The sequence below is a fragment of the Nautilia abyssi genome (assembly GCF_055388085.1).
The window spans coordinates 547,901-562,489 of the sequence record NZ_AP042376.1 but is presented as its reverse complement, the minus strand read 5'-3'; the positions used below and the strand labels follow the sequence as shown (position 1 = coordinate 562,489).

The 14,589-nt window shown below is 35.5% G+C and carries 15 protein-coding genes; 5 read left to right on the top strand and 10 right to left on the bottom strand.

Going from position 1 to position 14,589, the window contains the following annotated elements; translation table 11 throughout:
- Positions 1 to 73 precede the first annotated feature (73 nt).
- Both ACZ5EP_RS02790 and ACZ5EP_RS02785 read left to right on the top strand, forming a co-directional pair.
- Complete coding sequence (locus ACZ5EP_RS02790) at positions 74 to 235, top strand: hypothetical protein (RefSeq protein WP_168175710.1); 162 nt, start codon at positions 74 to 76, stop codon at positions 233 to 235.
- 63 nt (positions 236 to 298) lie between these two features.
- Positions 299 to 772: a hypothetical protein gene (locus ACZ5EP_RS02785; protein ID WP_464509347.1), complete on the top strand. Its 474-nt coding sequence runs from the start codon at positions 299 to 301 to the stop codon at positions 770 to 772.
- A 130-nt stretch (positions 773 to 902) separates the two neighbouring features.
- On the opposite strand, the gene ACZ5EP_RS02780 is transcribed toward ACZ5EP_RS02785, so the two are convergent.
- Genes ACZ5EP_RS02780 through ACZ5EP_RS02745 form a run of 8 tightly spaced genes read right to left on the bottom strand, consistent with a single transcriptional unit; the run spans position 903 to position 8,705 of the window.
- The gene (locus tag ACZ5EP_RS02780) at positions 903 to 1,604 is read right to left on the bottom strand and encodes a DUF72 domain-containing protein (protein ID WP_464509346.1); all 702 of its coding nucleotides are present in this window, start codon (positions 1,602 to 1,604) and stop codon (positions 903 to 905) included.
- The gene (locus tag ACZ5EP_RS02775; protein ID WP_464509345.1) at positions 1,604 to 2,896 is read right to left on the bottom strand and encodes a TRAP transporter large permease; all 1,293 of its coding nucleotides are present in this window, start codon (positions 2,894 to 2,896) and stop codon (positions 1,604 to 1,606) included. Before ACZ5EP_RS02775 ends, ACZ5EP_RS02780 begins: the two co-directional genes overlap by 1 nt.
- 2 nt (positions 2,897 to 2,898) lie before the next feature.
- A complete protein-coding gene (locus ACZ5EP_RS02770; protein ID WP_464509344.1) occupies positions 2,899 to 3,531 on the bottom strand; it encodes a TRAP transporter small permease subunit in 633 nt (210 codons plus the stop codon).
- Between the two features lie 10 nt (positions 3,532 to 3,541).
- On the bottom strand, positions 3,542 to 4,963 hold the full coding sequence (locus ACZ5EP_RS02765; RefSeq protein WP_464509343.1) for a Mur ligase family protein: 1,422 nt from the start codon (positions 4,961 to 4,963) through the stop codon (positions 3,542 to 3,544).
- Position 4,964: 1 nt separating this feature from the next.
- On the bottom strand, positions 4,965 to 5,234 hold the full coding sequence (locus tag ACZ5EP_RS02760) for an acylphosphatase (protein ID WP_127680410.1): 270 nt from the start codon (positions 5,232 to 5,234) through the stop codon (positions 4,965 to 4,967).
- Between the two features lie 18 nt (positions 5,235 to 5,252).
- Entirely contained in the window at positions 5,253 to 6,287 is a 1,035-nt protein-coding gene (locus ACZ5EP_RS02755) for a D-alanine--D-alanine ligase (RefSeq protein WP_464509342.1), read from the bottom strand.
- 8 nt (positions 6,288 to 6,295) lie between these two features.
- Complete coding sequence (gene ruvA, locus ACZ5EP_RS02750; RefSeq protein WP_127680414.1) at positions 6,296 to 6,832, bottom strand: Holliday junction branch migration protein RuvA; 537 nt, start codon at positions 6,830 to 6,832, stop codon at positions 6,296 to 6,298.
- Complete coding sequence (locus ACZ5EP_RS02745) at positions 6,816 to 8,705, bottom strand: flagellar assembly protein A (protein ID WP_464509341.1); 1,890 nt, start codon at positions 8,703 to 8,705, stop codon at positions 6,816 to 6,818. The genes ruvA and ACZ5EP_RS02745 overlap by 17 nt, the downstream gene beginning before the upstream one ends.
- A gap of 21 nt (positions 8,706 to 8,726) precedes the next feature.
- On the opposite strand from ACZ5EP_RS02745, the gene murJ reads away from it, so the two are divergent.
- Together murJ and cysS are read left to right on the top strand one after the other, a co-directional pair.
- The gene (gene murJ / locus ACZ5EP_RS02740) at positions 8,727 to 10,124 is read left to right on the top strand and encodes a murein biosynthesis integral membrane protein MurJ (protein WP_464509340.1); all 1,398 of its coding nucleotides are present in this window, start codon (positions 8,727 to 8,729) and stop codon (positions 10,122 to 10,124) included.
- Between the two features lie 9 nt (positions 10,125 to 10,133).
- Positions 10,134 to 11,528, top strand: coding sequence for a cysteine--tRNA ligase (cysS, locus tag ACZ5EP_RS02735; protein WP_464509339.1), 1,395 nt, complete (start codon positions 10,134 to 10,136; stop codon positions 11,526 to 11,528).
- Here the strand turns inward: cysS and ACZ5EP_RS02730 are convergent.
- Positions 11,525 to 12,076 (bottom strand): DUF996 domain-containing protein, encoded by a 552-nt coding sequence (locus ACZ5EP_RS02730; protein ID WP_464509338.1) that lies wholly within the window; start codon positions 12,074 to 12,076, stop codon positions 11,525 to 11,527. The two genes, cysS and ACZ5EP_RS02730, sit on opposite strands and share 4 nt — an antisense overlap.
- Positions 12,077 to 12,127: 51 nt before the next feature.
- Here ACZ5EP_RS02730 and pyrD point away from each other — a divergent pair, with 51 nt between their 5' ends.
- Positions 12,128 to 13,213 carry a dihydroorotate dehydrogenase (quinone) gene (gene pyrD, locus ACZ5EP_RS02725; protein WP_464509337.1) on the top strand — a complete coding sequence of 362 codons (1,086 nt, stop codon included), beginning with the start codon at positions 12,128 to 12,130 and terminating at the stop codon, positions 13,211 to 13,213.
- Here the strand turns inward: pyrD and ACZ5EP_RS02720 are convergent.
- Positions 13,210 to 14,538, bottom strand: coding sequence for an FAD-dependent oxidoreductase (locus tag ACZ5EP_RS02720; protein ID WP_464509336.1), 1,329 nt, complete (start codon positions 14,536 to 14,538; stop codon positions 13,210 to 13,212). The genes pyrD and ACZ5EP_RS02720 overlap by 4 nt on opposite strands.
- Positions 14,539 to 14,589 lie beyond the last annotated feature (51 nt).

The following is a 14,589-nucleotide window of genomic DNA, read 5'->3' as shown; positions in this document are numbered from 1 at the left end:
AAGCCTAAAATTAAATAAAATAACGTAACAATATATATTAATGAAATAATAATGAAAATTTAAAGGTAAAATAATGATAGAAATGAAAAACGCTAATTTTAAAGTAGAAAAATCGAAATGGGAAGCTTTTAAAAAAATAGCTAAACTCAAACATTCTGATTCAAGCAAAGAATTAAGAAAACTTATAGACAAATATCTTGAAGAAAACAAAGATCTTTTAAATAAATTATTTTAACATTAACTTTTCATTAACTCCTGTCATTTATAATTTTACATAACTTATAAAAAGGAGTTAAAAATGAAAAAAGTAACAAAACTATTAAGTATCGCATTATTAAGCTCATCAATGCTATTCGCATTCGGCGGCGGAGCTGCCGGAGGAATGGGCGGAGGTATGGGCGGCATGGGAGGCTCAGCTTCAGGTAGTGCATCAGCCGGAATGGGCGGTGGCGTTATGTCCGCAGATTCAATTACGGGTGGTTCATTTGGTTCAAATTCTATGAACAAAGCACAAAAAGCTCAGCAAACTCAGACAAGAGCCAGAACAAGAACCAGAGCCAGAGTTAATGCCGTTCAGCAGGATATGCAAAAAATGGCTCAGACAATGCAGCAGATGAAACAACAAATCAAACAGATGAAACAGGAAATGAAAAAAACCAACAAAAAAGCTTATTATGATACGCTTAAACTTGAACAGCAGATGAAACAAATACAAAACACTTACAGACAAATGAAAAGAACAATGAAAAGAATCCAGCAAGAAGCCCAGTAAAAAGGGCTTTCTCTCTTTTGTTTTGAAAAATCAATATAATTAATTTAACAGCGTTTATTCAGTATACTAAACTATACTATAATAAAAAAGAGATATTATTTTGTTAACATAATGTATATTCTCTTAAATTTTATTCTAAAAGCTCTTGCAGTCTTAAAGCGTCTTTAAACGCACTGTTATCATCCGTATTGTTAAAATAGATATAGCTGAGTGTGTTATTTATTTTTTCTTTTAATGTAATAAAAAACTCTTGCGGATAACTGCCTCTGTATTTTCCGTTTGAGCCGTGAAGTCTGACATAAATAAAATCAGCGGTTTTTTTGTAAACTATTTCCTGTCTGTAATCATGCCAGACCAAAGCTATGTTTTTATTTTTTAGCAATGTATATGTTTCAAGCCTGTACCAGCTGCCGTTTCTGAATTCTATGGCAAATTTAAAATTGTCGTCAAGACAACGCACAAATTCTTCCAAAAGTAATATATCGTATTTCAGACTCGGAGGCAGCTGAAGTAATATTACACCAAGTTTATCACCAAGTACAGAAACGTTATTGATAAAGTCTTTCATTAAGTCAGTGTCTTTTAATCTGTTTTTATGGGTGATGTTTCTGCTGACTTTTACCGAAAGTTTAAATTCCGGATAATTTTTTAATTTATATTTCCAAGATCTCATTGTCTGAATTTTGGGAAAACGGTAAAAAGTGGAATTTAACTCTAACGAATTGAAATGATTGGCATAATAATCGAAATAGTGATATTTCATTATAGAAGGGGGATAAAATTCCCCTACCCAGTTTTTATAATAATAACCGCTTGTGCCAATATAAACCATTATTTAACTAATATCTCCACTAAATGCGGAAAGAAGAAAATTATCAGCAGTGTAATAATCTGGAACAATATAAACGGAATAATCCCAATATACAGGTCTTTTGTCTGTATTTTATTGCCTGCCGCGCCTTTTAAAAAGAAAAGACTGAATCCAAAAGGCGGAGTTAAAAACGAAGTCTGCAAGTTAATCGCAATTAACAGAGCAAACCATAACGGATCAATATTAAACTCCTGTACAATCGGAAGAAGTATAGGAATAATAATAAATGTGATTTCAATAAAGTCTACAAAAAATCCTAATATAAAAATCAGAGACATAGCAAAGAAAATAAAAATATATTTGCTTGATATATCGTCCGTAAAGAAAGAGGTTACGATATCCCCTGCTCCTGATTCGTTAAATACGAGAGAAAATGCGGCCGCACCGATTAAAATCATAAAAATCATGCCCGTCATCGTAACTGTTTCTTTTGCAGCATATTTAAGCAAATCCCAGCTAAACGTGCCGTAAAAAACAGCCAGAATAATAGAACCTAACGCACCGACTGCGGCTGATTCCGTAGGTGTTGCAAATCCTGTAAACACACTCCCCAATACTATAGCTATTAAAATAGCGGGAGCCACAAGGGATTTAACGGCTTCTATAAGAATCTGGGAATATGGTTTGTCGGTTTTAATTGCCGGAGCAATTTCAGGTTTAAAAAATGAAAGTATAAGTATATACATTATATATAAACATACAACAATCAGTCCCGGAATAACGGCGGCTTTAAACAGATCTCCCACACTGATATTCATAACCGCACCCAAAATAATCAAAACAATACTAGGAGGAATTAGCTGTCCAAGTGTTCCGCTTGCTGCAATAACTCCACCTGCAAGTCTAGGAGAATAACCGTGTTTTAACATAACAGGAAGCGAAATAGTAGTCATCATAACAACACTGGCAGCAACAATACCCATAGTGGCAGCCAGAATGGCACCTACTATAACAATGGCTATCGCAAGCCCTCCTCTGACAGGTCCGAAAAGCTCTCCTATCGATTCAAGCATTTTTTCGGCTATTTTGCTTTTTTCCAAAATAAGCCCCATAAAAATAAACAAAGGAACAGCCATTAAAATTACGTTGTCCATCCTTCCGAATATTCTGTAAGGAAGAAGACCGAAAACCTGAAGACCGACGTTAGGATCAATCCAGGCGGCAAAAACCGCGCTTGCACCAAATGCAAAAGCAACAGGTATACCCAGCATTAACAAAATAAAAGCAACTGCAAATAATATTAACCCCGTCATTTTTATCCTTTTGAATGTCTAAGTTTATAATATGCTTTTTTTAATTCAGAAATACTTTGAAGCAGAACAAGCACAAACCCTATAATCATAGTACTTTTTATAATCCATCTGCACCCGAGACCGCCCGGATCGCCAGACTGTTCATGCATTGCATAACTCATCTGTACGAAAGGTATGGCTTCCGCAATAATAAGCGTTGCAAAAGGCACTACGAAAAACAAAACGGTTATAATCTGAATAATCGCTTTTGTTTTAACGGAAAATCTGTCATAAAAAATATCGACTCTGACATGTTTGTCCCTGCTCATTGTATAAGCTATCGCAAATAAAAAAGTCAAATCATACAGGTGCCATTCAAGCTCCTGCAGCGCAATACTTCCGCCATGAAAAAGTTTTCTTGCTATAACGTCGTAACTGACTATTAATGTCAGTATGATTAATGAGATTGAAGCAAGAATCATAAAAAACTTAGTAAGCTTTTCTATAAAAAGATCCGTTTTCGGAACAAAAGAAAGAACTAAAACAAAAACAAACGCCCCGAAAATAGCTAAATCTATGTGATTGCTAAGAGGCATCGTCAGATTAAAAAACGGATTCATAAATTTATCGGTAAATTTATAAACATTTTCACACATTCTTCATCCTTTAAAGATATTCAGGAGTATCATTGCTAAACAGTATTAAATCCCCCGCTTTTGTGTTTTCGGCTAAGATTTTTTCCAAATCTCTCTTAGTCTTCAATACAATTTTATCTGCTCTTGTAATATTGTTGCAAAGAGTTTTTTTATTTATATTCCCCGTTAAAATCACCAGATCAAAAACCTGGTCTATTTTTTTAGCCAGTTTAATATTCTGTTCTTCCGTTGCTTCAACTATTCCCGGCGTAACAAGAACTTTTTTACCTTCATACCGGCTAACCAAATCGTAAGACTCGAGCATTCCCTCCAGATTTCCGTTAAAACTGTCGTCAATAATAATTTTACCTCCGACTTCTATTTTTTGGAGCCTGTGAGGCACTGATTCTAATTTTAGCACTTTATTTTGTATTTCTTCAATACTAAGCCCCAATTCTAAAGCCTGAAATACTGCAAGTGTTACGTTTACGGCATTAAATCCGCCTAATACGCCACATTCAAAAGAATATAACCTGCCTCCGATTTCAACATCCCATTTTATACCGTCCAGAGTTGCTTTTATGTTTTTAATTTTATCTTTTATAACTTCTACCTTTTCGTTATAAGGGACTTCATATGAAAAACCTTTTTTGAGTTTAGGAGTCTGAAAAATCTCTAATTTTGTTTTTTTAATATTATCAAGCGTTTTAAAATATTCTATATGCTGCGGACCAATTTTGCCTAAAATTGAATATTCATTTTCCAAAAATTTAACGATTTCTAAAATATCGCCCTTTTCCCTTGCACCGGCCTCAGCTATATATATCTCAATATTTTCGGGCATATCTACGTTTATATCTTTAACAATACCTTTTATGGTGTTAACGCTTCTCGGAGTTTTATACACCCTGAAACTGTCTTTTATAATCTGATAAAGATAATTTTTGATAGATGTTTTTCCATAGCTTGCAGTAATCGCAACAATTTTTGGATTTATTTTGGAGAGTTTTTCTTTTGCCTGGGATTTGAATTTTAAAAACAGAATATATTCGGTAATTTCGGAAGCCGCCACAGCACATATAAGTACGGCCAGCACCCCTATTCCGGGATTGTAATGAAGCTTGTTTAAAAACACCAGATTGAGTGTTTCAAAAAGACCTAAATATATAAAAAACCTTTTCACTCTTTGTGTAACGTTTAATCCTTTTACGCGTCTTTGCCATATCAGAAGCGAAGGGATCAAACCGAAAAACAGATATATCCAAAAAAACTTATATGCCGCAATATATGTAACTATCGGAATTACAAAATACAGCAGATGCCACAGCGGCTTATGAAAATGAAATATTATCCTGCTGATTTTATAGTTGTACCACTGTAATACGGTTATAATATAAAATCCTAAAATATAAGCGGTTATAAAATTGACTATTAATCCAAAAAGTTCATACATATTAATACCTTATTTCAAAATCATCAAAGTTCTGGTCCTGTAACGGTTCAACTTCTATATCTTTTACTTCGCTGTAAGGAGAGCCCTCTTTTAAAATATTTAAAAACTCTTTTAATTTCTCTTCGTTTTCGATGTCAGCAACGGCTTCAACCGTTCCGTCGGGCAGATTTTTCACATATCCCTTAAAGCCGGCTTTTTTGGCATTCTGCTGTATAAATTTTCTGTACCAGACTCCCTGTACCCTTCCTGAAACTATAAATCTGTAAGTCATAAAACCCCTTTATTTAAATCACTTTCCTTTTGCCATTTGTATCTTATTTATATATTGATAATCTATAGTTATTTTTTCTTCGGTTTTAATATTTTTTGCCAGTTCTGTCAAAACGGAATCAAAATCATCAAAAAGATAGTTGGCAAGACTTCCCGGTATCGGATTAATTTCATTCAGATAAACAGTCCCGTCCTTTTCAAAAAAATCACATCTGATTAACGCATTTCGGAAAGTCGTATTGTATATTTTTTCAAAAGCGGCTTTAATGCTTGCTTCAATATTTTTATCTACCTCTTTAAATTCCGTCTCTTTTCTGCTGAAATCCATATATTTTTTTTCAAAGTCAAGATATTCTTTTTTCGTAACCTTTTCTATTTTTGAGAAAACAAATCCGTTTTCAGTTAAAAATCCTGCAAGATTATATTCGTTTATGCCCTCAATAAAAGGCTCTGCAATAATCAGATCGTCAAATTCTTTAGCAACGTCAAAAGCATATGTAAGCTCTTCGCTGTTTCTTGCGATACTTACTCCGATACTGCTTCCGAGTCTTGCAGGCTTTATAATCACAGGAAAATCGAATTTGGTTGACGGACTGTCTATTATTTCATAATCTATAACCTCTACTCCCATTTCTTTTGCATAAGCCTTCGTCAAAACTTTATTATAACTGATGGCCGAAGCTTCCGTGTTTGGAGTAACGGCTTTAATTTCAAAAAACTCAAGTATCCCGGCCAGTTTGCCGTCTTCGCCGTCTCTTCCGTGGATAAGATTTATCACTGCATCATAATTAACATAATATTCTTTCTTTATGAAGCCTTTAAAATATCTGAATCCGCCTTTTGCAAACTCGACTTTTTGAGATTTTTTATATTCTCCGCTTGAAAAATATTTGCTTTTCATATCTTTTTTTTCAATTAAATATAAATCCCTGTCCTGATCGATAAATATAAAATCGAGTTCGTGCTGTTTTATTTTTTCTTTTAGCGTAATAGCGCTTACGATTGAAATCTCATGTTCAAAACTGTTTCCTCCGAATAACACCGCAAACTTCATACTTCTCCTTATTTACTTAATCTTTTCAGTGCTTCTTTTATTATTTCTTCAAGTGTGCCGTCAAGTCCGTTTAAGGCTTTTAAAACATCGTTTTTATTAAATCCGAGGCTTTCAAGAGCGTTAAGTGCCTGATTTAATACCGGATTTTGAATTTCAATATCAAAATCCCCCATTTCCATTAATATTCTTTTAGCACTTTTAGGCCCTATTCCCGGAACTTTTTTTAAAGCGTTTATATCCTGTTTTGAAATTATATCCATAAATGTTTCCGGAGTATAGGTAGAGCATATTGCAAGAGCCACTTTAGGCCCTACTCCGTTTAATTTTATAAGACTGTCAAATAATTTTTTTTCGTTTTTATCCGTGAAACCGTAAAGCGTATATTCATTTTCGGAAATTTTTTCCGTTATGTAAAAAAGCCCTTCTTCGTTTACGGAAGAAAAAGTAAGCATACTGACGTTAAGTTCATATATTACTCCGTTTACATCAAGCAGTATTTTACCTTCGTTTTTTTCAAATACTTTTCCCCTAAGAGCCGCAATCATTGTCATCAACCTTTATTTTTACTATTTTATACGTATCTCCGTAATCTTTTAATTTAAACCCGCAAACCCCTTCGCTGCCTTTGGTGTCATATCTCAGCTTAACGGGAGGCTCCACCATGTCAAATTCTATTCTGTTAAATGCGCTCCAGGGAGAACATGAAATAATTTTGGCGTTAAATATCGCCGTCTGATAGTTCTGAAGTGTTTCGTGAAGCTCCTGAAGATCTTTTTGAAGCAGTAAAATTTCATTTTTAAGTTCAAGCGTTTTATCTTTAAATTCATTATATTCTTTTATTTTCTTTAAAATTACTGCGGAAGTCTTTACGCCTTTTGCTTTGTTTTCCTTGTAGGTTTTCATATATTTTTCTATTGTCGGCTTGTTTTTTAACAGAACTTCTTTTCTTTTATTGTATTCTTTTGTTTTAATTTCCAGGTTTCTTTTCACTTCCTCTATCATTTTTTCAAGTTTATCCGCATCGGCATTAAGGCCTAAAACTTCCAAAGGAGAAATTATCAGTCTGTTTTCACTGCCTTTGAGTTTGTTTATTTTTATCTGTTTCAGAGCATAAACCTCTACGTGGGAGCCCATTATTTCAAATTCTACTTCTTCGGCTACTATTTTACCTCCTATAGCCTGTTTTATTTTTACTTTTTTCCCTTTTACAATGCCGCTTTCAAGTCTGTTGATTTCAATTTCTTTACCTTCAACATATCCTTTATGAATATTTATAAAAGCTTTATCGGCGTAAATTTTTGCTTTTTGGTGAGTCTGTCCTTCTATGGTCAGCTCTTTTGCGTTTATTTTAGCAGCTTTTCCTACGTTTCCACGGACTATGAGAATGGTGGTTTCAACCGTCATATTGTCTGCAATCGCTTCTTTTAACGCATCGCTTTCTTTTACGTCGAGTTTAACGTTTGAATCTTTAGCACCGCTGACGTTACCCGTTTGAAGATTTATCTGGGCTATTTCCATCTCGTCTTTTATGGTATAAGAATCTCCGTCTTTGTATATATATCCGTCTTTAAGGGCGATATATAAGATTTTTTTATCGTCTTCTTCTTTTTTTATCTCTTCGGGGTTAAACGTAATATTAGGAATTTCAAATTCCCTCACTTCCGGTATTTTAATTATTTTACCCCTGCAGTCCCTTCCGTTTCTTCCCTGCATCGGTTTAATGATTTCAATAAGCACATCTCCTGTTTTAACAGGGAAAATAAGTTCGTTTTTTATACTTTCTTTCTTTTTAAGATAATGATATATCACTTTGCCTTCAATATTTTCAACAGGATCAATCCCCTGACACAGTTCGATCTCTTCTTCCTGTTCCAGCTGGCCCAAAACACGTATTTTAGCGACAACCTTTTCTATGTCCTGATTCATTTTGTCGTCAAACAGTTCAATAAGCATGGAGTTTTTGATTTTCTTTTTATTCAGTTCGGTTTTTAACCTTTCCTGAAGATCCGGCTTATAAATTAAAAGGGATTCAGGTTTTACAATATAAACGGCATGTGTCATAAATCTGTTGATTTTCACTTCTCCGATCAGTTCAAAGTCATCGCTGAATTCGGCTCTTTTTATTTCAATCTCATATACCTGTTTTATTTCATTCTCTTCATTAATTAAAAAATCTTCCATATGGACGAGTTCCCTGCTCTGATCGTCAAGCTCTACAAACTCACTGTTGCTTCCGATTTTTATATATGTTGTAAAATCAAGTATGTCAAAATCCAGAGAAGAAAGCGGAATGTTGTTGCTTGCAGATATTTTAAGCAAAGCTTCGTTAACGTTTTCCGTTCTTACAACATACGGCAGAACTTCCTTTTTTACCGTTTTTTCTTCCTTTTTCAAAAAATCAAATATACCCAATCTCATCCTTTTGGTAAAATACGTTTTATGTTTAAAAATATAATCGTTAATTTTATAGGAATCTTTAATTCAAGAATCCTAGGCTTTATCCGTGATTTGTTAAGTGCTTCCATTCTAGGCGCAAATATCTATTCCGATATTTTTTTCGTGGCTTTTAAATTTCCAAACCTGTTCAGACGGATTTTTGCCGAAGGCGCCTTTACACAAAGCTTTCTGCCAAGCTATGCCGCTTCTAAAAACAAACCGAAATTCGCATGGCTCGTTTTTAAAAAATTATTTATAATTATACTGATTTTATCGCTCTTTGTCACATTCTTCTCAAATATCGTAACAGACGTGCTGGCATACGGCTTTTCGCCCGAAGCAAAAAAACTGGCCTCTCCTCTTGTAGCGTTAAACTTCTGGTATCTGGATTTAATATTTATTGTCACGTTTCTTGCAAGTCTTCTGCAGTATAAGAAACATTTTGCAACAACGGCCTTTTCGACGGCACTGCTGAATATATCTATAATCATATCGCTTCTGCTTTCGATGAATCTGCCAAAAGAACAGATTATCTGGTATATGAGTTTCGGCGTAATAGCGGGAGGTTTTGCACAGGTTATCGCACATGTGATCGCAGCAAAAAAATACAGAATACTAAAACTTCTGTATATAGGAGCCAAAAGCAGAAAAAAACAGGATATTACGCAGTTCAAAAAACATTTTCTGCCCTCAGTGCTAGGCAATTCCACCGCTCAGATAAGTTCGTTTATCGATACTTGGCTTGCAACGTTTTTAACCGCGGGAAGCATAAGTTATTTATACTACGCAAACAGACTTTTTCAGCTGCCGTTTGCACTTTTTGCAATTGCCGTCTCAACGGTTCTGTTTCCTAAAATAACAAAAGAGCTTAACGAGGGAAAAGAAAAAAGCGCTTTTTCTTCAATGAAAAAAACATTCTGGATTCTGTTTTATCTGCTTATTGCGGCTTCAATAGTCGCTATAGCTGACTCGAAAGAAATAATAAAACTCCTGTTCGAACACGGGGCGTTTACGGAAAAAAACGCCGAAATAACCTCTGTAGTTCTTATCATGTATATGCTGGGGCTGATTCCGTACGGTCTGAACAAACTCTTTTCGAGCTATCTGTACGCAACGCACAGACACATAAAAGCCGCTAAAATCTCCGCATATGCGCTCATAGTAAACATCATACTTTCAATTATACTGCTTTACCCTCTTAAAGTATACGGACTGGCACTTGCAAGCAGTATAAGCGGTATGGTTTTATTCGTACTGACTCTAAAAGAGTTCGGATTTAATAAATTTTTGGAGTTTTTTGAAAAAAAATATCTTTTTTATATGGTTTTGGTTATATTAAGTAGTATAATTATCGCTATAGTTTTTAGAATAACAATATTATGGATATTAGCACATATTTAAAGGAGCAGTATGACAATATACGATTCACATCTTAAACAAAAAGTCGAATTTAAACCTATTAAAGAAGGGGAAGCCAGGATTTACGTATGCGGTCCTACGGTATATGACGACGCTCATTTGGGGCATGCGAGAAGCTCTATAAGTTTTGATCTGTTAAGAAGGACGCTTAAAGCACTGGGATATAAAGTTACGTTTGTTAAAAACTTTACCGACATAGACGACAAAATAATAAATAAAATGAATAAAACCGGACAGTCTCTTAAAGAAATTACCGAATTTTATATAAATTCCTATTTAAGAGACATGGAAGCCATGAATGTGCAAAGGGCGGATATAGAGCCCAAAGCCACGGAATCTCTTGAAGCTATGTTTGATCTGATAGGACATCTGCTGGACAAAGGCTATGCTTATCAGCTTCCGAACGGCGATATCTATTTTGACGTCAGCAAAGACCCGGAATACTGCAAACTATCAAATAAATGCCAGGAAGATGAGGTAATGCACAGGGTTGACACCGAAGGCAAAAGAAATGCGGCCGATTTTGCCCTCTGGAAAGCATGCAAAGGCGAAGGCGACGTATGTTTCGATTCACCTTTCGGAAGCGGAAGACCCGGATGGCATATAGAGTGCAGCGCAATGATTAAAAAACATATCGCTTACAGCGGAGAATATGAAATAGACATACACGGCGGAGGGGCTGATCTGTTTTTCCCTCACCATGAAAACGAAGAGGCTCAGACACGCTGCGCATACGGAGAACATCTGGCAAAATACTGGATGCATAACGGATTCGTTCAGATTAACGGCGAAAAAATGAGTAAATCTCTTGGCAACAGCTTTTTCGTAAAAGATGCCCTTAAACACTATCCCGGAGAAGTTTTAAGATTTTATCTTATGAGCACGCACTACAGAGCTCCTCTGAATTTCAGCGAAGAAGACCTGATTGCCAGCAAAAAAAGGCTCGATAAACTTTACAGACTGAAAAAAAGAATTTACGGACTTAATAAAAAGCAGCAAGACGCCGAGTTTGAATCCAAACTTCTTGAAGCCATGAGTGATGATTTAAACATCTCAAAAGCTCTTGCGGTTGTAGATGAATTCGTTAAAGAAGCAAACGAAAACCTTGACAAAAACCCTAAAGACAAGGCTTTAAAACAGAAAATTTTAAGCAATATAGAATTTATCGACGCTCTTTTGGGAGTCGGCGGCAGTGATGCTTACGAATATTTCCAGGCCGGAATAGATGAAGAGACTAAATCTAAAATCAACGAACTTATTTCTAAAAGAGCCGAAGCCAAAAAAGAAAAAAATTTCGAACTTGCCGATAAGATAAGAGACGAATTAAATTCAATGGGTATTCAGATACAGGACACGCCAAACGGCACTGTATGGGAGAAAGTTTAATCTTTCTCTATCAGTTTCACATCTTCAATAATTTCAGCGTCTATTATTTCCTCAATAGTAAAAAATCCAAGCATTATCAAAAGCCATCCGAGAGTCCAGATGATAAGTCCGATGAAAAAAATATTCAATACGGCTCCGGCCACCAAAAACAATCCCCCTGTTTTCAGCAGTTTATTGTTAAACAACTCTCCTAAGAGATAAAAACTTTTTTTAAAATAAACCGCACTGATTATCTGCAAAACGTAATAAACGCTAAAATAGATAATGATTGATAGAGTTATCGGAATAATCGGGTTTGACGACAGCAATGAAAGTATCATGCTAGTTATTACGGCGACGAGTTTGAAATAAAACAGCATGGAAGCCACAAACGCGAGTATTGAAGCAATAAGAAAATAATTAAATATTTTTTCGTTTTCTTTTGAATACAGATTTAAAGAAATTCCCAGAAAAATCAATCCAAGTATGGTAAAAAGTATCGATACAGCCGGAATAAAGCTCATACATAAAAATGCGCTTCCGAGAATACCGTATATTTTGGCGTTCAAATTAATCCTTTTTTTAAATTTAATGTATAATTTTAACAAAAAAGGTCTCTTATGAGTTTTTTTGATATGATAAAACCCCTGATTTACAAAACGGATCCGGAACTTGCACACGATCTGGTGGATATGGCTTTCAGAACCGCAAGAAGATGTCCTCTTTTTTTTAATCCTCTTGTTAAAGCGAATTTTGTTGACGATCCGATGCTTAATCAGAAAATCTGGAACCTGGAATTTAAAAACCCCGTAGGTGTAGCCGCTGGATTTGACAAACATGCAACAATGGTATACGGCTGGCCTGCTTTAGGCTTTGGCTGGGGAGAAATAGGAGCCGTAACTCCCAAACCGCAGCCGGGAAACGAAAAGCCGAGAGCCTGGAGACATATCGAATATGAAGCAGTCCAAAACGCTTACGGTTTTAACAATGAAGGTGTTCAGGTAATCAAAAAAAGACTTAAAAAAATATATCCGTATATACTTCCCATAGGGGCCAATATAGGTAAAAACAAAACGACTCCGGAAGATAAAGCTGTAGAAGATTATAAAATACTCGTAAAAGAATTAAACGACGTAGTGGACTTTTTTGTAGTAAACATTTCCTCTCCGAACACTCCTGGTTTAAGAGACCTCCTGAATGCAGAATTTATATCAAATCTGTTCGGGGAGCTCAAAAGCCTCACTCAAAAACCTGTTTTGATTAAATTTTCTCCGGATATGGAAGACGAACTGATTATAAATCTTGCAAACTATTCCGTTTTAGCGGGAGCAGACGGGATAATAGTCACGAATACGACTGTAAATTACGATTTGGTCGGAAGTGAAATAAAAAGAGGCGGAATTTCCGGAAAACCTCTGGCTCAAAGAAGCTACGAAGTTCTTAGAATTGTGGCCGGCGAAGTATTCGGACAAGTACCTATTATAAGTGTAGGAGGCATAGACAGCGCCGAAGAAGCATATAAAAGAATAAAAGCCGGAGCTTCTCTTTTACAGGTTTACACGGCCATAATTTACAAAGGTCCCGGAATCGTAGGAGAAATCAACAGAGGATTAATAGAACTCCTGAAAAAAGACGGTTTTTCTCATATAAGCGAAGCAATAGGAATAGAAATTCCTAAAAAACTTGAGAATAAATCCAAAGCCTAAAACTCCTTAAGAGCCTCCGCAGCCGTAGCCGAAACCGGATAAAAAGTCGGAGGAGGAGTCAGTATAGGGTGTGTGCCTATCTGCATAGTATATAAGTCCGTAGCCGTTGCATTTTTTTGTATTGCAAGGCTTAATATATTTATTAATTCCGCACTGTTCAAGCCTCCGCTTATCTGAGCGCCTAAAAGATATAAATCTTTTTTTGAAAAAATAAGTTTTAATTTTACGTCAGTCGAATGTGAAAATTTAGGCGGATGTGTAGACGGTGTCGAGGTTTTTGCCGCAATTATTTCAAATCCCTGTTTTTTAGCCATTTTTTCAGTAATACCGACTGCTGCGAACATTCTTCCTTCGATAACGGTGGAATAGATGTTTAGCGCGTCTTTATTATGTCTGATGATTCTCAGATTATACAGATTCGCTGCGGCTATCCTTGCATCAAACGCAGCGGTGGACGCAAGCATTAAAGGAGTTGGATTAGAGGTAAAAAACTCTTTATGCTCTACACAGTCTCCAACGGCGTATACGTCCTTATCAACCCTGAAATAATCGTCCGCCTGTATAAAACCTTTTTCATTTAAAGGAAGAATGTTTTTAAACATTTCGGTATTGGGCTTAAATCCGGTAGCGACAATAGTAAGATCGCTTTTAATTTCAACGTTATCCAGATAAATGTGTTTATCCGTTATTTTTGTAACTTTTGAATTTAAAACTATATTTACTTTTTTGCTTAAAAGCTCTTTTACTTCCAAAGAGTAGTCATCGTCAAAAGAATTCGGAAGAAGGGAATCCATTGCCTCAATCAGCGTTACGTTTTTATTTTTACTCAGTTCATCCGCAATTTCAAGACCTATAAACCCTCCTCCTATAATTGTGATGTTTTCGGCGTCTTTTGTTTTTGAAACAAGCTTTTTTAAATAATCGTATTCTTTTTTTATAAAATAAGCGTTTTCAATCCCTTCAATAGGCGGAATAAGAGGTGTGGAGCCGGTGGCTATTATCAGCTTTTCGTATTCCAGGCGTTTTTTCTGCCCTGTTTTGTCAATATCCGCATCTTTACTTAACATAACAATCTTACTGTTAATATTTACGCCTTCGACACTGCCTTTTATTAGTTCGACTCCGAATTTTTTCAGTTTTTTTTCAAGATGCATTAAATCATCGTCTATTTCGTATGTGTTAAATATATAAGGTATCCCGCAAGGTATAAGTTTTTTTGGATTTTTTTCTATAAGGGCCACTCTTTTCGCCGGATAAAACCTTTTGGCGTTAACCGCCGCCACAAACCCGGAAACACCGCCGCCTATTACCAAAATATCATACATTCTTTATCCTTAATAATTTTTATGATATGATAACACAAAAAAAGGCGTTCA